Source organism: Bifidobacterium sp. LH_419 (assembly GCF_056356955.1).
On sequence record NZ_JBKEVG010000003.1, the window covers coordinates 118,262 to 140,925 of the forward strand.

Annotated in this window: 15 protein-coding genes, 1 tRNA gene and 1 pseudogene; 7 read left to right on the forward strand and 10 right to left on the reverse strand. The window is 66.2% G+C overall.

Annotation, left to right across the window (positions count from 1 at the left end):
* Positions 1-662: 662 nt before the first annotated feature.
* From AC1AYX_RS03905 to AC1AYX_RS03925, 5 genes and pseudogenes are all read right to left on the reverse strand, one after another.
* Positions 663-1,817: an ATP-binding protein gene (locus AC1AYX_RS03905; protein ID WP_476502267.1), complete on the reverse strand. Its 1,155-nt coding sequence runs from the start codon at positions 1,815-1,817 to the stop codon at positions 663-665.
* A gap of 234 nt (positions 1,818-2,051) precedes the next feature.
* Positions 2,052-2,492: a very short patch repair endonuclease gene (locus AC1AYX_RS03910; RefSeq protein ID WP_476502268.1), complete on the reverse strand. Its 441-nt coding sequence runs from the start codon at positions 2,490-2,492 to the stop codon at positions 2,052-2,054.
* The gene (locus AC1AYX_RS03915; RefSeq protein WP_476502310.1) at positions 2,486-2,716 is read right to left on the reverse strand and encodes a DivIVA domain-containing protein; all 231 of its coding nucleotides are present in this window, start codon (positions 2,714-2,716) and stop codon (positions 2,486-2,488) included. Before AC1AYX_RS03915 ends, AC1AYX_RS03910 begins: the two co-directional genes overlap by 7 nt.
* 26 nt (positions 2,717-2,742) lie before the next feature.
* Positions 2,743-2,848 (reverse strand): annotated as a pseudogene (locus AC1AYX_RS03920) (DivIVA domain-containing protein); the annotation flags it as partial.
* Positions 2,849-3,365: 517 nt separating this feature from the next.
* Entirely contained in the window at positions 3,366-4,214 is an 849-nt protein-coding gene (locus AC1AYX_RS03925) for a GNAT family N-acetyltransferase (protein WP_476502269.1), read from the reverse strand.
* Positions 4,215-4,678: 464 nt separating this feature from the next.
* Between AC1AYX_RS03925 and AC1AYX_RS03930 the strand changes: the two genes are divergently transcribed.
* Positions 4,679-5,011 carry a putative heavy metal-binding protein gene (locus AC1AYX_RS03930; protein ID WP_476502270.1) on the forward strand — a complete coding sequence of 111 codons (333 nt, stop codon included), beginning with the start codon at positions 4,679-4,681 and terminating at the stop codon, positions 5,009-5,011.
* 64 nt (positions 5,012-5,075) lie between these two features.
* Here AC1AYX_RS03930 and AC1AYX_RS03935 read toward each other — a convergent pair.
* The 3 genes from AC1AYX_RS03935 to tgt form a co-directional block, all read right to left on the reverse strand.
* Positions 5,076-5,161: transfer RNA gene (locus AC1AYX_RS03935), tRNA-Leu, on the reverse strand.
* Positions 5,162-5,254: 93 nt separating this feature from the next.
* On the reverse strand, positions 5,255-6,088 hold the full coding sequence (locus tag AC1AYX_RS03940; protein WP_476502271.1) for a nitroreductase family protein: 834 nt from the start codon (positions 6,086-6,088) through the stop codon (positions 5,255-5,257).
* 182 nt (positions 6,089-6,270) lie between these two features.
* Positions 6,271-7,620, reverse strand: coding sequence for a tRNA guanosine(34) transglycosylase Tgt (tgt, locus tag AC1AYX_RS03945; RefSeq protein ID WP_476502272.1), 1,350 nt, complete (start codon positions 7,618-7,620; stop codon positions 6,271-6,273).
* A 544-nt stretch (positions 7,621-8,164) separates the two neighbouring features.
* On the opposite strand from tgt, the gene AC1AYX_RS03950 reads away from it, so the two are divergent.
* Both AC1AYX_RS03950 and AC1AYX_RS03955 read left to right on the forward strand, forming a co-directional pair.
* The gene (locus tag AC1AYX_RS03950) at positions 8,165-10,204 is read left to right on the forward strand and encodes a S1C family serine protease (protein ID WP_476502273.1); all 2,040 of its coding nucleotides are present in this window, start codon (positions 8,165-8,167) and stop codon (positions 10,202-10,204) included.
* Positions 10,205-10,727: 523 nt separating this feature from the next.
* Positions 10,728-13,166, forward strand: coding sequence for an HAD-IC family P-type ATPase (locus AC1AYX_RS03955; protein WP_476502311.1), 2,439 nt, complete (start codon positions 10,728-10,730; stop codon positions 13,164-13,166).
* Positions 13,167-13,536: 370 nt separating this feature from the next.
* On the opposite strand, the gene AC1AYX_RS03960 is transcribed toward AC1AYX_RS03955, so the two are convergent.
* Both AC1AYX_RS03960 and AC1AYX_RS03965 read right to left on the reverse strand, forming a co-directional pair.
* Complete coding sequence (locus AC1AYX_RS03960) at positions 13,537-14,532, reverse strand: asparaginase (protein WP_476502274.1); 996 nt, start codon at positions 14,530-14,532, stop codon at positions 13,537-13,539.
* Positions 14,533-14,599: 67 nt separating this feature from the next.
* Positions 14,600-16,123 carry an amino acid permease gene (locus AC1AYX_RS03965; RefSeq protein WP_476502275.1) on the reverse strand — a complete coding sequence of 508 codons (1,524 nt, stop codon included), beginning with the start codon at positions 16,121-16,123 and terminating at the stop codon, positions 14,600-14,602.
* 313 nt (positions 16,124-16,436) lie between these two features.
* On the opposite strand from AC1AYX_RS03965, the gene AC1AYX_RS03970 reads away from it, so the two are divergent.
* The 4 genes from AC1AYX_RS03970 to AC1AYX_RS03985 all read left to right on the forward strand — a co-directional run bounded on the left by AC1AYX_RS03970 (position 16,437) and on the right by AC1AYX_RS03985 (position 22,527).
* Positions 16,437-17,759, forward strand: a complete 1,323-nt coding sequence (locus AC1AYX_RS03970; RefSeq protein ID WP_476502276.1) for an MFS transporter — start codon at positions 16,437-16,439, stop codon at positions 17,757-17,759.
* An 80-nt stretch (positions 17,760-17,839) separates the two neighbouring features.
* On the forward strand, positions 17,840-19,198 hold the full coding sequence (locus tag AC1AYX_RS03975) for a glycoside hydrolase family 30 protein (RefSeq protein ID WP_476502277.1): 1,359 nt from the start codon (positions 17,840-17,842) through the stop codon (positions 19,196-19,198).
* A 160-nt stretch (positions 19,199-19,358) separates the two neighbouring features.
* Positions 19,359-19,946 carry a TetR/AcrR family transcriptional regulator gene (locus tag AC1AYX_RS03980; protein WP_476502278.1) on the forward strand — a complete coding sequence of 196 codons (588 nt, stop codon included), beginning with the start codon at positions 19,359-19,361 and terminating at the stop codon, positions 19,944-19,946.
* 199 nt (positions 19,947-20,145) lie between these two features.
* Positions 20,146-22,527: an RICIN domain-containing protein gene (locus AC1AYX_RS03985; protein ID WP_476502279.1), complete on the forward strand. Its 2,382-nt coding sequence runs from the start codon at positions 20,146-20,148 to the stop codon at positions 22,525-22,527.
* Positions 22,528-22,664: the final 137 nt, after the last annotated feature.

Here is a 22,664-nt window from a genome sequence, read left to right on the forward strand (position 1 = left end):
GGAGGAGTTCGAATCAATCGTCGGTGACGAATGCGATCACTATATGGCGTGGAAGAACGGGGCATCGACGAGTCATCGTTCCCATACTGGAACGAGCCGGCGGTCATGTCGTATCTCGTCAGTCGCAGCATCGACGAAGGTGACGGCGGCGAATGTTGCTGGACGGACGCGCAGCCCATCGACTACGCGCGATCATGCACCGTCGCACCATCCTCCGTACTGCAACGTCGCGGACTTGACTGGCGCATCGCGGGCACGGCGGACGACGGACTCACCTACGCGCTGTTCCGCCATCCCAACGTCGACATCATCGAAAACCCGCACGGCCTGCTGGCCATCGTCTCCTCACACCATCCTGAACGCACCGTCACCGCCGACTATCGCGACGACGCATGGCACATGCAGGCGCTCCTGCGTGACCATACCGACCGCGTCGCGCCGACGGTACTGTCCTCGACCGTCCGTGCGCCACGCCCGTCGTCTTCGACTGGCGTGGCGTGCCGCGAACCGGAGAATACGACGAAGGCCGCCGCCGCTTCCATGCGGCGAAAGCGGCCTTCGGCTACGCGATTGAGTGGGTGGACGGCGACGCTTGGTAGGCGGTGTCGATATCCACGCCGTTGCGCACGAACGACATCAGGCGGTTTTGTCGTTTGCTCTGCTTATTCCACCAATTCGTGTAGCTGCCGCACACTGATGACCCGCCCATGCCGTGTCATGAACGAATCATCACCGCCGTAGACCAGCACTTTTTGATTGGCATCACATCCCATCAATTCTCCTAGGGAATCCAACGTGGCGAACGCGTGGGGATCATAAGTGGAGGACGCCTTGATTTCCACGAGATACCGTATACGCCCCGCCTTTTCGACAATCAGGTCGGCTTCCTTCTGGTTGGAGTCGCGCCAATAGTAGACGTGCGGTGTCTTGCCGCGCGAGTAGTGCTCCTTGACGATTTCCGAAACGACCATGTTCTCGAATAGGTGCCCACGGAACGCATTGTTCGAACGCAGGTCTTCCACACTCTCCAGTCCAAGCAGGTGCGCGGCCAGACCGGAATCGTAGAAGTACAGTTTCGGCGTCTTGGTCAGGCGTTTGCCGAAGTTGCGGTAATACGGTTGAAGACGGAACGTAACGAAGCTCGCTTCGAGAATCGACATCCAATCACTGGAGGTATTTGTGCTGATGCGAGCGTCGGTGGCAAGGGAACTGTCGGAGGTGAGTTCTCCGATGCGGTAGGCGCACAATCCGAGGAATCGCCTGAAATCGGCGAGCTTGCGCACTCCCAGTTCGCCGCGCACATCGCGTTCCACATAAGTGCTGACATAGGTGTCGAAGAAGCGGTTCGGGGACAGGCGGCTGGAATATAGACGGGGGTATCCGCCTCGGAGCAGCCATTCGTCGAGATTGCCGGGCTGAAGCCCGGCCGCCAGGATTTCGGAATAGGTCAAAGGAAGCAGATACGTGAGCCCCACTCGTCCGGCCAGTGATTGCGAGATGGACTTCAGCAGCAGGAAGTTCTGGGAACCGGTGAGGATGAACTGCCCCGGTTCGTTGGTGGCATCGACGATGCCTTGGAGATACGAGAACAGCTCAGGAACGCGTTGTGCTTCATCGATGATCGTGTGCTTCGGGTACATGGTGAAGAACAGGCGCGGATCATCCTCGGCGAGATGCCGAGTGTCCGTATCTTCCAGGCTGACGTATCGGAATTCCGGATGTAGCTCTCTTGCCAGCGTGGTCTTGCCGCTTTGCCTTGGGCCTGTGATGGAAACCACGGGGAACCCAGCGAGCAGTTCATCGATATCCGTGGCCAATGTCCTAGGTATCATTATCTTCCCGTCATTTCAACGATTATCGACTCCTACTGAGAGTTTAACATAACTTCTACTGACAGTTTTGCATAGGAGCTACTGGCAGTTTGACATAATGCCTACTGAGAATTCTGCATGGAATCGTGACTGGTTGCTTCGCGCATGGCGCGGGTGTCACGGGAGGCACCGTCGCTGCCGTCAGGCGTGGTTCCAGCGCTCTCGATGACAGCGCCGCTGCTACCTGCTGCCGCCGACGATCTCGTCGTAGAGGCGGGCGAGGCGGTCCTCGCGCTTGGACTTCACGAGCTCGCACTCCCACACGTCGATCACGCGCCAGCCGGCCGCCCGGAGCTCCGCATGCTGGCGACGGTCGCGCTCGCGATTGCGCAGCAGCTTCGCCGTCCAGAACTCCACGTTCGACTTCGGCGTGCTATGCCGCGCGCACCCCTCATGCGCATGCCAGAAGCAGCCGTTCACGAACACGATCGTGCGCCACTTCGGCAGCACCACATCCGGGTGCCCGGGGTAGCGCTTGTCGTTCTTGCGGAACCGCAGTCCGCGGCGGAACAGGTAGCTGCGCACCAGCATCTCGATCGACGTGTCCTTGCCGCGGATATGCGACATCGTGTACGACCGTGTGCCGCGCGTGTATTTCTCCGGGTGCTTCGGGGTCACCACGGGATCTGCGCCTCGTCGCCCGAGAACGGGCTGTTGTTCGAGAACGTGTTGCCGCCCGAACCCGAGGCGGAGGGGCGTGCGCCTGCGCCGCTGCCTGCCGTTGTGCCGTCCGTCGTCACGCCGTGGGCGAGCTCGTCCAGGAACCCATCCACCTCGGCGACGTCGTATCCCTCTTTGAAACGCACCGTTTGGAACGTCCGGGCTGCGAGTTCGGCCGCGGTCATCGGGTTGCCGGCCTTCAGGCGGGCGATGACCTCGTCGAGAAAATCATCGACCTCGTCGACGTCGTACCCCTCCCTGAAACGCACGGTCTGGAACGTCTTGTTGCGGATATCATCCACGCTGACCATCGTCATCCTCCCGTCTGGCGACCGGTGGCCGGCGGCCGGCGGCCGGGCTCATGCTTCGGGCGGGGCCGGCTGCGGCTGGTCGTCTTATAGCCCTTCAGCTTAGCCTGGGTCGTTGAGACCCGGCGGCGCCGCAGGGAACGAGCCATCGGGCATCGAAGGGTGGGGAGCGGCGACGAATGTGCGGAGCGTAGGGGCGAACCTGTAGGGTTTGGTCGGCAACCTGCGGAGTTTCGGCACGAACCTGCAGGGTTTCCGCGCAGATGTGCAGTCCCTGACGGCGAATGTGCAGGGTGTCCCCTTGAAGAACTTCCGGCCGTTGGTTTTCCCGTTCCGGCGAATCCGCATGATTCTGCCGATTCCGGATGCCGCCATCGGCGGGTAGAGGCTCTTCTTCACGGGATGGCCCTGCAGGTTGCTGGTCGAATCATGCAGGTTGCTGTGGGAACCGTGCAGGTCGCCTTCCGAACCGTGCAGGTCGCCGCCCAAACCCTACAGGTTCCGCGCCAAATCCGGCGCCTAGGGCTCAGACGGTCTCACGCAGGCTCAGGTAGTTGTCGATGTCCTGCTGTCGTACCGCGCGGTCGGCGTAGATTCTGCGCGACGCGGCGTCGGCGGTGAAGTCGACGTCACGCCGCACCACGACGAAGCCGAGCTTGTCGGCGATCATGCAGGAGGCGTAGTTGCGCGCCAATGCCGCGAGGAATATGGGCAGTGCCGCATCGTATTGCGCGGCGATCTTCTGTCCGCTCGCCGCAAGGTATGAGCCGTACCGGAGATGCCAGAGCCGTGGCGGTATGTAGTAGCGCATGTTCAGAATGTCGCCGGCGCGACGGATGCCGCCCGTGCCGAGGAAGTGCCCGCTGTGGTCGCGCATGACCCAGTAGCCGATGCCATAGCGTTGCCAGTCGTGAATCCAGTGCTCCAGCATCGTCTGCGTCTGGTCGATGCTGGTGTGGCGATGGTTCGGCATGTTCCACCATATGCGCGGGTCGGCGAACAGCGTGTGCAGGTCGTCGAGGTCGTCCATCGTCGGCTTGGACAGGTGCGGCGCCGGCCCGCGACGTCCGCGGCGTCTGGCTCCGGTGTGTTTCCTTCTGGGGCGGCGTGGCTTGACGATGACGGCTTCGTCGTCGGCGCTGGGATCGGTCGCCGGTTCGTCCGTCGTATAGAAGTCGCCGCTGCGGATGTCCTGACGGACGGCGACCTGCGGGATCGACACGATGTGGATGGGCGCGCCCGGTGAGGGCGCGGTCGTGGCGGTGTCTTTGATGACATGGCGTCGCCCGGCGGTGGAACGTCCTTGGACCGGTGTGGCGATGTGCTGGTTGAAGGTGATTGCGTTGCTGGCATCCGAGCCGGTATCGCATGGCATGGTGCAGAATCCTTCTTTCCTTCTTGTTCCTTCCTTGATCCCACCCCCGAAAACTAGGTAGTTGGGCCCCTCGTATACACCCCCTATTCAATATGTGGCCGCGGGGGATGAGGATTGTGGTCTTGTTCACAACTACGTTCCGGCAGGGAGGGGGCTTGGTGTATCGGCGGAGTTCTACCGGCGGAGTTCCGCCGAGGGCACGCGGCCGGGGTGCGGGAATGTGCGACGAGGCAGGGTGAGATAGGGGGTATATGGGGGGCTGGAGGAGTGTGTAAGGGGGTGTGTGATGGGTATGGGCGCAGCGGCGCGCGCACGTCGACTCGGTCGCCGCCGGGCGCGCACGCCGCGGACCATGTGCCGGTCCTCGTCGCTATGATGGTCATAACGCGCGTGCGCGAAGCGGCGTATGCGGGTTCGAATGGAACCGAAAGCGGAATCGGATATGGAAGGCCAAGGAGGGCATCATGATTCTCGTCACCACTACGCCAACGGTCGAAGGATACGTGATTACGAATTATCAGGGCATCGTGTTCGGCGAGGTCGTCGCCGGCGTGAACATGTTCAAGGACATCGGCGCCAGTTTCCGCAACATGTTCGGCGGACGCAGCCAAGGCTATGAGGAGGAGCTGATGAAGGCGCGCAACGAGGCGATCGCCGAGATGCAGCAGCGTGCGGAGGCGCTCGGAGCCCATGCCGTCGTCGGCGTGGACGTCGATTACGAAGTGCTCGGCACCGACGGCTCCATGCTCATGGTCACCACCTCCGGCACCGCCGTCCAGCTCGCCCGCGCCCGGTGAGAGGAGTTGCCGGGCCAAGTCAAAGCAAAAGGGCCGGAACCTTTCGGTTCCAGCCCTTTCTTGCTGGTGCGAGTGGGGGGAGTTGAACCCCCACGAGCATACGCTCACTGCCACCTGAAGACAGCGCGTCTACCATTCCGCCACACTCGCAGACAAGTGGATAACTTAGCACCACCTCGGCGCGAGACGCAAATCGAGCGTGTCTTCGGCGTGTCGTGCCGAGGGTGCCGCGTTTCGGCGCACCTAGGCTGCGCGCCACTCCACCGCGTGCGGGGCGGCGCCGATCTCGAAGTGGTATTCGGCGCAGCCGAGACCCACGTGCGCGAACAGGCCGTCCAACGCCTCCGCGGTCACCGAGCCATCCTCGTTGAGCGTGAAGTGGAACGGCTGCTGGCTGAGCGACGTGGGTGCGGCCATCGCCGCCTCCATGCCGCGCACGAACCAGTCCGGCCAGATCCCGGCGTCTCCGCCTTCCGTTGTGCCTTCCGTTGTGCCTTCCGTCGCACCGTTCGCCACGCTCGCCAGTTCCTCGATCGGCTTCGTGCGGCGCCGCCCGCCCGGGCGCGCGCCATGGCCGAACGCGATTACCCACACCACGGATTCGCCATCGTCCAGCGTCCACCACGCATCGGCCGCCGGCACGGTTTCGGTGCCGTCCAGCACCGCCCAGGACGTCGCCAATCCCAGCTGCACGGCGCGCAGCACGAGACGTTCGCCGTAGTATCCGACCCGCTCCTGCAGCGCGGCGGCAGCCGGCGAGACCGGCGTGCCGTCCGCGTCCTTGAACGATTGCAGCGTGACGCCACCCGCGTTGCCCGTGCCATTCACGTCGCCGGCGTCACCCGCGCGCCCGATCAGTGCGATTGCGTTGTGCACGCCCTTGAACCGGCCGTAGTGCGTCTTCAGCCCGAGGAACGCGTCGTCCAGTCCGGTGGTCATCTGGATGTGCAGGCCGCTCGCCGCGTTGCACGCGTCGATTTCGGCCTGCAACGCGGCGAGCACGTCGGCCGCGACCGGTTCGTCCGTGTAGGCGCGGATCGCGTGGCGCGCGTCGATTGCTTCGAGAAGATTCATCATGATGCCTTTGCGGTGATTGATTGAGGTGATGGGTGGGGTGACGGGGTGATGGTGCGGATGGGACCCCCTCAGTCCGCTTCGCGGACAGCTCCCCCTGACAGGGGGAGCCAAGTCGGGTCAGGGATTCGCTGCTAAAAATCGTTGGCTGCTCCCCTGTCAGGGGGGACAAGGATGGGCGGGGTCTACTTGCCGTAGAAATGGGCCAGGGATTCGTCGCGGAACTCTTCGAAGTAGCCGCCGTCGATCGAGGCACGGATGTCGTCGAGGAGCTTCACGAAGAACCGCTCGTTGTGGATCGTGGCGAGCGTGAACCCGGTGAACTCGTGCGCGCGCAGCAGATGGTCCACGTAGGCGCGCGAGTAATGCGCGCACGTGTAGCAGTCGCAGCCCTCCTCCAACGGCCCGAAATCGAACTTGTGCTGCGCGCGCTTGATGTTGTAGCGGCCGTGGCGCGTGAAGATCGCGCCGTTGCGGGCGCATCGCGCGGGTGCCACGCAGTCGAATGTGTCGCCGCCGTTCTCCACGCACGCGAAGATGTCGTCCACGGACGCGATGCCGAGCACGTGACGCGGCCGGTTCTCCGGCATCGCGTCGCAGATCCACGCGCACGTCTCGCCGATGATGCGCTTCTCGATCGCGCCGCCGATGCCCACGCCGTCGAAGTCGAGCGAGGCGATCTGCTCGGCCGCGTGCCGGCGTAGATCCTCATAATTCGCGCCCTGCACCACGCCGTACAGCGCCTGGTACGGCTTGCCGAGGCGGGCTTCGGTGAGCCGCTGGTGCTCGGCCACGCACCGCTGCGCCCAGCGGTATGTACGTTCCACCGACTCCTCTTGGTAGGAGCGCGTGTTCATCAGCGTGGTGAGCTCGTCGAACGCGAACATGATGTCGGCGCCGATCTTGTGCTGGATGCCCATCGAAATCTCGGCGGAGAAGCGGTGCTCGTCGCCGTTGAGCGGCGATTTGAACGTCACGCCGTCCTCGTCCACCCAGGCGAGGCGCTCCTTGCCTTCCGCGATGATGTCGTCCGATTTCATGCCGGTCACGTCCATCGCGAGTGTCTTCTTGAAGCCGACGCCCAGCGACATGACCTGGAATCCGCCGGAATCGGTGAACGTCGGGCCGTGCCAGTTCATGAACTTCGCGAGGCCGCCGGCCGCGTCGAGCACGTCCTCGCCGGGGCGTTCGAACAGGTGGAACGCGTTGGCGAGCAGGCATTGCGCGCCGAGATCCCGCATCGATTCGGGCAGGACCGCCTTCATCGCGGCCTGCGTGCCCACCGGCACGAACGCGGGCGTGCGGATGTCGCCGTGCGGTGTGTGGATGATGCCGGTGCGGCCGTAGCGCGCGCCGTCCTTGCCCTTGCCGTCGGCCGCGTCCGGCAGGCGCGTGATGGTCTCGAATGAGAACGCGGCACGGTCGCCGGGTTTGCCGGGGGCGGCGCCGCGCGGATGCTCGTTGAGGTCGACTACGGCGGTTGCGTCGGTGTTCGCCGTGGCGTCGGCTGTGGTGTTCGTGGGGTTGTCGGTCATAGCTTCACTTTAGGCGGACAAGCGGATTGCGGGAAGGTCGATGGGGCGGGCGGAACCGCTGGAGATGCGTGCGGCGGAGCGGATGGAAGGACGACGTAGGGCTGTCTCGCTTATGAGGGGTACTTCGGAACGTACGTCGATGTGTATCTCCGTTGGGAGGGGTGCCGGAGACGGTGTACCAGGGAGGTTTTGGAGGAATTCCGACGCCCGGCGCAGGTTTCCCGTCGGCGGAGTACCCCTTGCAACGGGGATAGCGGTTCGAGGCCCGTCGCATCCACCCCTTGCAAGCGAGATAGGCGGTGGCGTCGGACGAGTGCGCGCAAAAGGCTCGGCCGGGCGACCCCGCCTAGGCGAACCGGGCGGGCATCCCGGATGGGCGCATGCGGGAAGTCGGTAGAAGATTCACTCGGCACTTCCAACGAACATTCAGGAAACATCCAGAGCTACTGCCTTTACTCTTAGGTAGCAATACGAACCGGCGGCGAGATTGCTGAAGTGCAGACAACGATATGAAGCCGCCGTTCCTATGAAGGAGCAGACGATTATGGCTGATGAGCAGAACAGCTGGAACCCGCAGGGTGACCAGAACACGCAGCCGCAGGAGGAGCAGACCTCGGCCACGCAACCGCTGACGCCGCAGACCGGTGCCGATACCTCCGACCAGCGGGATGCGCAGGCCACGCAGAGCTTCGCCCCCGCATACGGCGGCGAGCCCGCGGACAACGAGCAGCCCACCGAGACCATCGATCCGTCGGCCGTGCAAGGCGCGCAGGCGGCCGCCGCATCCGGCTCCGCCGCGACCCGGACGTTCCCGACCGCGCCTGTGGCCCCGATCGCCTCCACGCCCGCCACGGCGTCGAACACGCCTGAAGCGGTTCCCGACTACGCCGCCGCCAAGGGTGAGCAGACCGTGGTCTCCTCGGCGCCGACCGGCTCCACCGAGCCGACGGCCCCGGCCTCCCAGCCGTCCCAGCCCGCATACGGCCAGTACCGTCCGGCCCCCGAATACGGCGCCTACGGCCCGGTGCCCACGCAGCCCGGCACCGGCGCCCAGCCCGGCGCATCCGCCGGCCAGACGCAGCCCGCGCCGGACCGCAACCCGTACGCCGGCGCGCCGGGAACCTCCAACAATCCGTTCGCGCCGCAGGGCGTGCAGAATCCGCAGAACCCGCAGAACCCGCAGCAGAACCCGTTCGGCCCCAACCCGTCCGCCCCGGGCGCCCCGGGAACCCCGAACAACGGCAACCCGTTCGGTCTCAACCCGAACAACCCGAACGATCCGAATACCCCGAACCTCAACGCCCGCCCGAAGGCCGCCAACGGCACGGTGCGCGGCGTGGTCATCGGCGTGGTCGCCGCGCTCCTGTCCGCCGGCCTGTGCCTCGGCGTCGGTTACGCGGCCATCACGAGCGGCGCGGTCAGGGTGCCGACCACCAGCTCGCTGGCCAACGTCAACTCCGGTTCCTCCGGCTCCGGCTCCGCCACCGCGAAGTCCGGCGAGGCCCCCGACTGGAAGGCCGTCGCCAAGGAGGTCTCCAACTCCGTGGTCTCCATCCAGACCCAGCTGTCCGACGGCTCCGCCCAAGGCTCCGGCGCGATCCTCGACACCAAGGGCCACATCGTGACCAACAACCACGTGATCTCCGGCGCCCAGAAGATCCAGGTGACGCTCTCCAACGGCCAGATGTACTCCGCGCAGGTCGTCGGCACCGACACCACCACCGATCTCGCGGTCATCAAGCTCGACAATCCGCCGAGCGACCTCAAGGCCGTCGAATTCGCCGATTCCGACAAGCTCGCCGTCGGCGAGAACATCATGGCCGTCGGCAACCCGCTCGGCTACGACGACACCGCCACCTCCGGCATCGTCTCCGCGCTCAACCGCCCGGTCACGGTGATGGACGACAACAACAACGACATCGTCACCAACGCGGTCCAGATCGACGCGGCCATCAACCCGGGCAACTCCGGCGGCCCGACCTTCAACGCGGCCGGCCAGGTGATCGGCATCAACTCGTCGATCGCCTCCACCTCCAGCTCGTCGTCCTCCAGCACCGCCGGCTCGATCGGCATCGGCTTCGCGATCCCGTCGAACCTCGTCAAGCGCGTCGCCAACGAGATCATCGAGAACGGCTCCGTCAAGCACGTGGCGCTCGGTATCACGATCACCTCCGACACGGTCGAGGCCGACGGCGTGACCCGCGCCGGCGCGAAGATCACCAAGGGCTCGTCCGGCTCCGCGGTCGTCTCCGGTTCCCCGGCCGCCAAGGCCGGCCTGAAGGAAGGCGATACGATCGTCGCCTTCAACGGCAACGCGGTCGGCAGCAACGCCTCCCTGCTCGGCTTCGTGCGCGCCTCTGCCCTCGGCGACAAGGCGACGCTCACCATCGTGCGCGACGGCAAGACCATGGACGTCGATGTGACGCTCGACCAGCAGGAGGAGAAGGTCAACGGCTCCAACCGCTCCGACTCCAACAGCCAGAACGGCAACGGCTCCGACGGCTCCGGTTCGGATGGTTCCGGTTCCGGCTCCGACGGTTCGGACGGTTCCGGCAGCAACGGATTCCCATTCAACATGTGGTGATTGGCAGCGTCCGGCCCCGGCATTCGCTTCGCGCGAGTGCCGGGGCTTTCCCGTTTCCGGGCCGACCGCAGGTGGGGGACGCGGGTGCGCCGTTGTGCTCCTGCTCCCCCTCAGTCGGCTGCGCCGACAGCTCCCCCTGAAGGGGGCGCATAATGCGTGCGACCCACGCCGTGGGTTGCGGCGCTCGCGGGCCGCTGTTAGAGTGGCAGCGCAATAACCGAATATCGATTCTTTACGCCGTGTATCGAGCGATGCATCATGTGGAAGCGCAGGGTCCGGCCCCGCTCCCGCCCCGATGCCGCCGATGGGTTAACAAGGCGTGACCGAACCAGCCGTGCGTCACGTTTTGCATACCGTCAAGGCCAAGCGATTGCAAAGCGGCACGCCCGGCCCGTACCAGCGTAAGGAGCATCAGATGAGCCAGCTCATCCCATCCCTCACCGCCGATCCAGTCGACCAGGCCACCCCATCGAAACACCGCGGCATCATCCCCGCGCTCGCCGACCTGTGCCGTCGCCTGCCGATGCTGCCGGTCGTCGTCCTCTCCGCGATTCCCGTCGCCCTGCTGTGGAACATCCGCCTGTGGGGCGCGCTCCCGTCGCACGCGTCCGTGCTCGCCGCACTGAGTCATCTCTCGCTCGGCCAGTGGATCGTCGTCGCGCTCGTCGCATACACCGTGACCGACACCGTCATCGGCATGATCGACGACATCCGCCACGGCCAGGTCGGCATCGACCTGCTCGCCGTCCTCGCCATGCTGTCCACACTCGTCGTGGGCGAATACTGGGCGTCGTGGGCGGTCGTGCTCATGGTCACGTCCGGCGAGGCGATCGAGGAATACGCGCAATCGAAGGCGGAACACAGCCTCACCGCGTTGCTCGACGCCGCGCCGCGCACCGCACACGTCGCGAACCTGCCCGGCGTGGGCAGGGGAGCGGCGCGCAACATCGCGCCGATCCGCGACGATGGCTTCCGTCGCGCCACGCGGCCGACGGACGACGTGTGCGCGATCACCGGCCGTGACCCGGAATCCTGCGATCCGGCCGTCGCGCGCGCCGACGCGCGCGTGCGGCCGGGCGCGGACGCGCGATTCGACACCGTGCCCGTCGACCAGGTGCGGCTCGGCGACGTGATCATCGTGCTTCCCGGCGAAACCGTGCCGGTCGACGGCGAACTGCTGTCCGGCGCGGCCACGCTCGACCTGAGCGCGATCAACGGCGAGCCTGTGCCGCGTGAAGTGTACGCTGGCGCGCGCGTCATGTCCGGCGCGGTCAACGGCTCGACGACGCTCGCCATGCGCGCCGTCGAAGTCGCCGCCGACTCGCAGTACCAGCGGATTCTCACGATGGTGAGCCAGGCGCAGGAGTCGCGGCCGGCGGTCGTGCGGACCGCGGACCAGCTCGCCGTGCCGTTCACGCTGCTCTCGCTGCTCATCGCCGGCGTCGCGTGGGCGGTGGCCGGCACGCCGCTGCGGTTCGCGCAGGTGCTCGTGCTCGCGACGCCCTGCCCGCTGCTCATCGCCGCGCCGGTCGCGTACATCGCCGGCACGTCGCGCCTCGCCGCCGCCGGCGTGCTCATCAAGACGCAGGATGTGATCGAACAGTTGGGGCGCGTCACGCAGGTGTTCTTCGACAAGACCGGCACGCTGACCGTCAAGCAGCCGCAGGTCGTGCGCGTGGAGATGGTGGATGACGGCGATGCCGTGGGCGCCGGTGTTGCGGGTGCGCGCGTGCCGAGACTCGACGAGGACCATGTGCTCATGTTCGCGGGCGTGGTCGAAAGCTATTCGGTGCATGTGCTCGCCAAAGGCATCGCGGCGGCTGGGCGCGAGGCGCTCGGACGGCTGCATGCGCGGTACGCGGCCGGGCGGCGCGAGTGCCCGGAGAACGCGGCGGCCGTTGCGGGCGGCGGTGCGGCGGGCGACAGCGCGGCGGCCGTCGCGTCCCATGGCGGATACGGGCGTGACTATCCAGTCGTGACGAACGTAAAGGAGGAATCCGGCAAGGGAATCTCCGCCGAAGTCAACGGTCATGCGGTGCGCGTCGGGCGGCTGGCGTTCGCGGCCGCGGGCGAGGACGGATTCGTGACGGTGGCTGGTGCCGGACGGACGGGCCGGGGCACGGGAGACCCCCTCAGTCCGCTGCGCGGACAGCTCCCCCTGGAAGGGGGCGCAAAGGGGAGGCAGGGACGTGACGAGCTGGAGCGGCTTCCCTTGGAAGGGGGCGCAAAGGCGAGGCAGGGACGCGAACGCGAGCTGAAGCCGAGGGGCGCAAAGAGTGGGGCCCGGTTCGGGATGCTGGCGGCGGACGAGATGGCGTCGTATGTGGCGGTGGACGGGCGGCTGGTCGCGCGCATCGTGCTGCGCGACGTGCCTCGCGCGAACGCGAAGGCCGCCCTCGCGAAGCTGCACCAGCTGGGTGTCGCCAAGCTCACGATGCTCACCGGCGACAAGCGGGCCTCGGCCGAGATCATCGCGCGCGAGGTCGGTATCGACGAGGTGCACGCCGAGCTGTTCCCCGAAGACAAGGTGGCGGCGGTGCGTGCGGTCGCCGGCGGCGACAGGGAACGCGGGAACGGAGGAGCCGGCGAGATCGTCCGTTCCCATGCGGCGGTCGAGCCCGTCACGATGATGGTGGGGGACGGGGTGAACGATGCTCCGGTGCTGGCGGCTGCGGGCATCGGCGTCGCGATGACCGACGGCACGTCCACCGCCGCCTCCGAATCGGCGCAGGTCGTCGTGATGAACGACGACATCGCCGCCGTGCCGCGCGCCATCGCCATCGCGCGGCGTACGAAGCGGGTGATGCTCCAGGCCGTGATCGTGGGTCTCGCGCTCGCCGTCGTCGGCATGGTCGCGGCCGCGTTCAATTTGATCCCGGTGGTCGTCGGCGCGTTCCTGCAGGAGGGCATCGACGTGGTGAGCATCCTGTGGGCGCTCACCGCCGTGTTGGACCGGGACTAGTGGCATCGCTGTTCGCGCTGCGCCGGTACTGTGATGGTGACGCGTCGGTGCTGCGTTGCGGTGTGCGGGTTTCACGCGGTCGCAGTGCTTGCCCATGGCGCTTTCTCGTTCGGGAGGGGTACCTCGTCGTCCTTGCGCGGAGGCAACTGGCCTACGAGGGGTATCTGACAGAGGGCATAACGGGCTTGAGTGGCTCCATGCCGCTCTCCGTGCCCGGAATGACCGTGATTGAGTACCCCTCGTAACGCGGATACGCCTCCGGAACGGTCAAAACGTACCCCTCCCAAGCGAGATGCCGTTAAGAAACGGGGTGGACGCCGTAATACGCGGCATCCACCCTGTTGCGTCGCCTGCGCGGCGGCCAGCAGACTCACACGGTGATCTCGCCGGCGATGGATCGGGGGATCCAGGCGGCGAGATCCTTGCCGGTCAGGCCCTGCGAGAGCAGGAACACGATCTTCGCATAGGCGGCCTCGAGCGTCATGTCGCCCGTGCCGACCGCGCCCGCGCGCGCGATCGCGTCGCCGGCCTCGTAATGGCCGAGCAGCACGTTCGCCTGCTGGCACTGCGAGGCCACCACGACGGGCACGCCCTCGTCCAGCACCTTCGCGAGCACGTCGGTCAGGCCGGGTTCGGTGCACGGCACGTTGCCCACGCCGTACGCGCGGATCAGCACCGCCTCGGGACGCGGGGTGAGCATGGCGTCGAGTCGCGCGGCCGTGATGCCGGGCGCCATGTCGATTACCGCCACGTCATGCCGCGCGTACGGCAGCGGGTCGTACCAGCCTTCGCCGCGGCCCTCGTAGGATTCCCAGTGCCAGGGCGCGCCGGTCTGCGCGAGCAGTCCGGCCGACGGCGCGTCGAAGCCCTCGAACGCCCACGACGACACCTTGCTCACGCGGTTGCCGGCGATCAGATGATGGCCGAAGAACAGCGAGACGCCGTGCGCCCGGCCGCTGATGACCGCGTTGAGCGCGCCGGTCACGTTGGCCGTGGCGTCGGTTTCGACCATGCCCAGCGGATACTGCGATCCGGTGAACACGATCGGCTTGCCGAAGCCGGTGAGCGCATACGACACCGCGGCCGACGAGTAGCTCATCGTGTCGGTGCCGTGCAGCACGACGAACGCGTCGGCGTCGTTGCGGTGCGCCCGCAGGTCGTCGATGATCGCCTGCCAGCTGTCCGGCGTGGCGCACGACGAGTCGATCAGCGGGTCGAGTTCGGTGTACGAGACCTCGTCGGTGCCGATCTGCGTGCCGTCGAGCAGCCCGCGCAGCCAGCCGAGCATGTCGGCGCCGGGGGCGAGCCCGTGCGGCGAGTTGACCATGCCGATCGTGCCGCCCGTATACGTGATGTGAATGCGCATGATGATTGCCTCCTGTCCGGTATTCGGTCTAGTCGGTCCTGTCCGTTCCGTCCGTTCGCGCCGCCCGCTACTTGGCGGCTTCGACCTCGTCCACCGCGTCGGCGTCGAGCATCTCGTCCAGCAGGTTGCCGTCGATGCGCCCGCGCACGTAGTACCAGCCGATGACCATGGCAATCACGACGACGACGAACAGGGCCAGCGTCCAGCGGCCGGAGGCGCTCGTCAGGTTCGAGATCACGACGATCGCGAAGAACACCAGCGACACGTAGTTCGTGTACGGGGCGCCCGGCATGCGGTATTCGGGGCGCGTCTCCTCGCCGGCCTTCACCTTCTTGAGGAACGCGAGGTGCGTGACGAGGATGGAGGCCCACGTGCCGGCGATGCCGATGCCGGCGAGGTTCATGATGATGTCGAACGCGTCGGACGGCAGCACCGCGTTGAGCACCACGCCGATCAGGCCCAGCGCGGACGTGATGATGATGCCGCCGTACGGGATGTGGTGCTTGTTCATGCGGGCCGCGAACTTCGGGCCGGAGCCGGCGATGGCCATCGAGCGCAGCGTGCGGCCGGTGGCGTACAGGCCGGCGTTCAGCGACGAGAGGGCGGCGGTGAGCACGACCACCTGGATCACATCGCCCGCGTGCGGGATGCCGATGCCGGAGAAGAACGTGACGAACGGGGACTCGTTCGACGAGTACGCGGTGTACGGCAGCACGAGCGCCATCAGGATCACGGAGCCCACGTAGAACACGAAGATGCGGATGATCATCGAGTTGATGGCCTTCGGCAGGACCTCCTTGGCCTCCTGCGCCTCGCCGGCCGCGACGCCCACCATCTCGGTGCCGCCGAACGCGAACACGACGCCCAGGGTCAGCGCGAACACGGGCGCGATGCCCATCGGGAAGAAGCCGCCGTGCTCGGTGATGTTGGCGATGCCGGCGTGCGTGTCTCCGACCGGGGCGCCGGTGACGATCGCCCAGATGGCGATGACCATGAACGCGATGATCGTGAACACCTTGATTGCGGCGAACCAGAACTCGGCCTCGCCGAACATCTTCACGCTCATCATGTTGAGCACGAACACGAGGGCCAGCGCGCCGAGCGCGAGCAGCCACTGCGGCACGTCGGCGAACGCCTTCCAGTAGTGGAAGTACACGGCGACGGCGGTGATGTCCGCCATGACGGTGGTGGACCAGTCGAGGAAGAACATCCATCCGGTGATGTACGCGCCCTTCTCGCCCAGGAACTCGCGGGCGTAGGAGACGAACGCGCCCGACGACGGGCGGCGGATCGCCAGCTCGCCCAGCGCACGCACCATCAGGAACGCGAAGATGCCGCAGATCGCGTAGGCGATGGTCAGGCCGGCGCCGCCCTGCGCGAGACGTCCGCCCGCGCCGAGGAACAGGCCGGTGCCGATCGAGCCGCCGATGGCGATCATCTGGATGTGGCGGGGCTTGAGCTCCTTCGCATAGCCGGCGTCGCCCTTGTCCTGCACGACGGTGGCGGTTTCCTTGGCGGTATCCTTGCCGGTTTCCTTTCCGGCGTTCGCGGGTGCGGCCTCCGGCGTGGTCGTCTTCTCTCTCTCACTCATGATTCCGTCCTTTTGTTCGGTGGATTCTCCGATATCGCGGCATCGTGGCGCGCGATCGGTGAACATGATATGACGCTCGATAACCAATCAGGTGAACGGATTCCGCATTGGTGCCTCCATAGGTGCCGGGAGACCGACACGCCGTTGCCGACAAGGTTGTTCGCTGATTTGACTTAATGGTTGTTAAGTGTAAAGTAAGAATCGTCCAACACAGGAGGGACGCGCAGCCGGACCGCAGTGATGATGCTGGTTCATGGAGGAATCCCGTCGGCCGCCAAGCGCTCCCATAGTGAATGCAAGGCAAGGAGAAACGATGTCCGTTTCAATGCAAGCCGCACAATCGCCCCAATCGGTGCGGTCCTCCCAGACGGAGCAGTCCGCGCGCCCGTGGTCCGGTTCCGTCAGTGACGAGGAACAGCCCAAGGCTCCTATTCTGATCGGCATCGCCACGGCGCTCGGCGCGATGCTGTGGCTTGGCCCGTACCTCGGCGTCAACGCCGTGCTGCTGCCGGCCAAGGTGCAGGTCATCGATCCGGCGAACAAGGCCAGCATCATCGCGTTGCTGTCCGGTTCGGCCATGGTGTTCGCCACGCTCGCGAACATCATCATCGGCGGCCTGTCCGACTTGACCCGCAGCCGCTGGGGCCGCCGCACCCCGTGGCTGTTCGTCGGTTCGATCGGCTGCTTCGTGATGCTGCTCGCGTTCAACGCGGTGACGACCGTCCCGCTGCTGGTGGTCTCGTGGTGTCTCTACCAGGTCTTCCTCAACGCCCTCGTCGCCCCGATCGTCGCCGTCATCGCCGACCGCGTGGCGCCCCGGCACCGCGGCCTGGTCTCCTCCATCTACGCGTTCGGCTACGTGATCGGCCAGTATGGCGGTCAGCTCGTCGGCGCGCAGTTCCTCGGCCCGAAGATCGGCACCGGCATCATCGTGATGAGCGTGCTCACCCTGCTGTGCGGTCCGCTCACCGCGAGCCTGATGCGCGAGAAGTCCAGCCTCGGCATGGAGAGGAAGCGCTTCACGTGGGACATGTTCGTCCAGCACTTCATCTTCCCGGTCAAGGATTGCCGCGACTTCTACCTCGCCCTGTTCGGCAAGATGCTCGTCAACACCGCGACCACCGCGATCATGGCCTACCAGCTCTACATCCTGTCCGACTACATCGGCCTCGGCACCTCCGGCCAGCAGAAGTACGTGTCGATCATCTCGATGCTGCTCATGGTCACCGCTATCGCGATGTCCATCGTCGCTGGCCCGATCTCCGACAAGATTCACAGCCGCAAGCTGCCGGTCGCCTTCGCCGCCCTACTCGTCGCCATCGGCGTGGCGATGCCGATGGTCTCCAACGCCGCGTGGACCATGGTCGTCTACGGCGCCGTCGCTGGTCTGGGCATGGGCATTTTCTTCGCCGTGGACCAGGCGCTCAACATCGAGGTGCTGCCGAACGCGGAGAACGCCGCCAAGGACCTCGGCATCCTCAACCTCGCCAACACCGGCTCCCAGCTGCTCGGCCCGCTGGTCGCGGCCGCGATCGTCGGCGTCACCGGCGGCAGCTACTACGGCCTGTTCCCGGTCTGCGCCGTGGTCTCGCTCGTCGGTGCCGTGCTCATCATGATGATCAAGCGCGTGAAGTGATTACGCACCCCAATCCGCACGCACCCCACCACGCCCAATTAGACTGAACACCGATTAACCAATAAGGAGAAGACATCACCATGGTCACATGGATCGAAACCACCGACGACGCCCGCTGGGTCGCCAAGCCCGCCCCGAAGGCCGGCGCGACGAGCGAGCTCGGCATCGCCCTGACCGGCGGCAAGGAGCAGGAGGTCGAAGGCTTCGGCGGCTGCTTCAACGAACTCGGCTGGCTGCCGCTGCAGTCCCTCACGGCCGAGGACCGCGAACAGATCCTCAAGGAGCTGTTCAGCCCCGACGAACTCGATTTCCGCCTCAACCGCGCCCCGATCGGAGCGAACGACTTCGCCGCCGGCTGGTACAGCTACGACGAGACCCCCGGCGACTACGAGCTCAAGGACTTCTCGGTGGAGGGCGACGAACGCGCTGTGCTGCCGTACATCCGCGCCGCCAAGAAGTACCAGCCGCAGCTGTCCGTCCACTCCAGCCCGTGGAGCCCGCCCACCTGGATGAAGAACCCGCCGGTCTACAACTACGGCAAGCTCGTCATGACCTCCGAGAACCTGCAGGCGTACGCAAACTACTTCGTCAAGTACGTGCGCGCCTACCGCGCCCTCGGCGTGAACGTGACCCGCATCTTCCCGCAGAACGAGCCGTGGTCCGACGCCAAGTACCCCACCTGCACGTGGACGAGCGAGCAGCTGCGCACGTTCATCCGCGACTACCTCGGCCCCACCTTCGAACGCGAGGGTCTGCTCGGCAAGGCCGAGGAGGGCGGCGTCGAGATCTGGCTCGGCACGCTCAACGGTCCGCGCGACATGCAGTTCGTGAGCTTGTACGGCATGGTGCTGGAGAACTACAACCGCTACGTCGACAACATCCTCATGGACGACGAGGCGCGCAAGTACATCACCGGCGTTGGCTATCAGTGGGAGGGCCGCGACTGCATCGAACGCACGCACAAGGCGTGGCCGGAACTCAAGCTCATGCAGACCGAATCCGAATGCGGCATGGGCGACAACTCGTGGGAGTACGCCGAATACATCTTCCACCTCGTCAACCACTATCTGACCCACGGCGCACTCGGCTACACCTACTGGAACATGGTGCTCGCCGGCACCGAAAGCACGTGGGGATGGCGCCAGAACTCGCTGTTCTCCGTCGACACCGAGGCGAAGACCTTCACCCGCAACCCGGAATACTACGTGATGCGCCACTACGCGCACTTCGTCAAGCCGGGCGCGCGCGTGCTCGACGTGGAGGGCCGTTTCTCGTCGATGGCCTCCGCCTACGAGAATCCGGACGGTACGCTGGCCGTCGTCGTGCAGAACGCGCTGGAACGTGAGGTGGAGTTCAGTTTCACCGATCCCGCGGACGCCTCCCGCGCCTTCACCGCGACGCTCGCCCCGCGCTCGTTCAGCACGTTCACGCTCGACTGAGCGGGAACGTGCGCGATGGCGGTCGCCGGCCCGGCGGCTCGGCGTTCTGCCGTCGCGCCGCCGGGACCGTGCGATTCCGCGAATCGTATAGGATGGTCGCGTCAACGACAATACGATTCAAAGGAAACGCAGGTACCCGGTGGGCGGAACGAAGACCGCGATGACAGCGCGCGAGCGCAGGATCAGCATCATCAACACGGCGACGCAGTTCGTGGCCCAGCACGGGTTCTGGGGATTGCGCCTGCGTGAGATCGCGGTGGCCGAAGGCGTGACGGAAGCGGGACTCCTCTACCATTTCGGGTCCAAGGAAGGCCTGCTGCTGGCGATACTCGACTACCGCGACCGCACCGACCGCGTGGCGCTGTACGGCGAGCTCGGCGTGCCGATGCCGCCGGACGACGCCCCCATCGGCGAACAGGACGATTTCCCCGTCGGGCTGCGCGATTTGACCGCGGCGACCGTGCGGCGCAACGCCACGCAGCCGGAGATCGTGCGACTGTACACCGTGCTGCAGGGCGAGGCTCTGTCGGAAAGCCACCCGGCCTTCCAGTACTTCCGCGACCGCGAACAGTGGGTGATGCGCGAATACACGAAGGCCGCGGCCAACGACGGCTGCCACGACCCGCATCGGACCGCGATGCAGACGCTGGCCGCCATGGACGGCCTGCAGATGCGATGGCTCCACGACCGCGAGCACATCGATCTGGTGGGCGAGTGGCAGGCGCTCATCGACCGCATCATCGGCTGACGCCCGTCCCCGAACACCCGTCTCCGGCACCCAATCCATCCCCGATTGGTCCCGATACCGACGATCATCCCCGCATCCGCAAGGCCGCGGGGCCGGCTTCGCACACCTTGAACGCCGGCTCCGGGGAAACCGCGCCATGGCATGGACGCCACGGCGTAATCATCGAACACACCGAAACGCATCGAAAAGGAAAGAGAACATGACCACCCATCCCATCCTGAGCAGAGCGGTAGGCGGACTGCTGGCCGCGGCGACGCTGCTCGGCGGCGTAGGCCTGGCGGCCCCGGCCGCACAGGCCTACCAGCCGACCGTGAAGACGCTCTACGCGGCGTCCGCGCAGGATAAGGTGAACTTCAACAAGAAGAACCCGATCCTGTACCCCAAGTCGGCGCAACTGGAGGACGGCGCGCTCGTGGCGACCTTCGAACGCAGCGTCGGCGACCCGGTCGGGCAGACGCTGCCCATCTACCGCAGCACCGACTATGGCACCACCTGGGAGGCGCTCTCGGAAGTCCAGTCGCCCGCCGCGCTCACCAAAGGCACCGACCGCGAGGCCGAATACGCGCAATATACGAGCGCGTGGACCAACCCGTACCTGTACGTGATGCCCGAAACCGTGGGCGGACTGGCCAAGGGCACGCTGGTGCTCGCCGCCATCGTCTCCGGCGACGACCCCTACCTCAAGGAGCACCTCGCCGCCGACTCGAACTTCAACCGCACGTCCGACGACTTCGACCGCAAGGACGTGGCGCTCGCGCTGTACTCGAGCGCCGACGGCGGCAAGGACTGGGACTTCCTCAACATCGTGGCCAAAGGCGGCTGGCAGGGCTCCTACGGCGGGCCGTTCGCCACCGAGAACGCCACGCACCAGAACGATCCGGTCTGGGAGCCGTTCCTCATGGTCTACGACGGCAAGCTCGTGTGCTACTACTCCGACGAGAACGACTTCGACTGGAACTCCTACGACAAGGAGACCGGCGCCATCGCGCTCGCGGCCGACAACGACACCGCGAAAGAGGACGGCGGCAGCGGGCAGATCCTCGCGCACCGCACCTGGGACGGCAATCTTGCCGATGATTGGAGCGCCATCGTCGTCGACGAGGCCGGCAACAAGTTCAAGAACAAGTACGCGGGCGGCGGCCGCCCGGGCATGACCACCGTCGCGCCCACCACCGACGGCAAGTGGATGATGACCTTCGAATGGTGGAACGGCCGCGACGCCAACATCCAGTACAAGATCGCCGACGATCCGCTGGAGTTCCACAAGGTCGACCGCCAGCCCATCACGAAGCTCGCCGGCGGACTGACCACCGGCGGCAGCCCGGTGCTCGTGCACCTGCCCGACGGGCGGATCCTCTACAACGCAGCCGGCAGCGCCGACATCTGGGTGAACGAATCCGGTGCCAGCGACGGTGCGTGGACGCGCTTCCGGACCGCGGTCGGCGCAGGCTACAGCCGCAACATGCAGTACGTGCCGCAGACCGGGCGCGTAGCGCTGCTGCGGGCCACGTTCGGCGGATTCAACGTCTCCTACGGCGAGGTCGATCTGGGCCGTTCGCAGGGCGCGTACTACCGGCTGGTGAACAAGAAGACCGGTGACGTGCTGAGCGTCGGCGACCAGGCGAACGACGGTGCGAAGATCGTCGCCGAGAAGGCGGGGGATTCGGGTGCTGGTGACGTGCGTGACGCGCAGCTGTGGCACATCGTTCGTCACGCCGACGACACGGCGACCCTGTTGAACAAGGCCGGCGGCCGCGCGATGGCGATCGACGGCGGCACGATCGCGGCCGGCGGCAGGCTGCTCTCCTGGGTGGACGACGGCGGCGCCGACAAGCAGTGGACGCTGGAACCGGCGGGCGACGGCGCGTACCGATTGGGCATCGGCAGCGGGCTGTTCGCCGCGGTCGGTGGCTTGGGAGCAAGTTCCGGCTCGGTTGCCGGCACGCAGGCGACAATCGGCGCGAAGGCGTCCGACGGCTCCGACGAGTGGACGCTCCAGCGTGATCCGGAACAGGTCAAGGCGGCCGCCGTCGAGCCGCTGGCCGGGGTCTCGACCGAGATCGGCACCGCGCCGTCGCTGCCCGGGACGGTGAAGGTCACGGTGCCCGGCGGACTGGCCGAGTTCGGTGACGACGCGACGGCGGTCGCGCCGGTCGAAGCGCCGGTCGCTTGGGATGCGATTGATTCGTCCGCATATGCGAAGGCCGGTTCGTTCACGGTCAAGGGCACGGCGCACGTCACGGCGGTCGGCGTGGATACGACGCTGCCGGTGCAGGTCGAGGTCGCCGTCACGACGGCGGACGGCGGCTCCGGTGACGGTTCCGGTGACGGCCAGAACGGTGGTTCTGGGAACGATTCCGGGAACGGGCAGAACGGTGATGGACACCACGGGTCCGGTGCCGCCGGCTCGCATCATGACGTCGCGGCCGATCGGCGGGACGGCACACAGGATTCCGCCCGTCGCGACGGTTCCATCTTGTCCGCCACCGGCTCGTCCGTCGTGGCCGTCATGACGCTCGCCGGTGCGGCGCTTCTGCTGGGCGCGGCAGGACTGGTGATGGTCCAGCGCCGCCGCGACTGAGCGTCCCGCTGACATTGCTCTGGCATTACCGAGGCGCCTAGGAAGCGCGAGGGAGCGGCTCCGGTCGCTCCCGAACGTGACGCCGAGGCGAGCGGGAATGTGCGGGCGAATGTGCGGAATGTGCGAAAAGCGTTGCA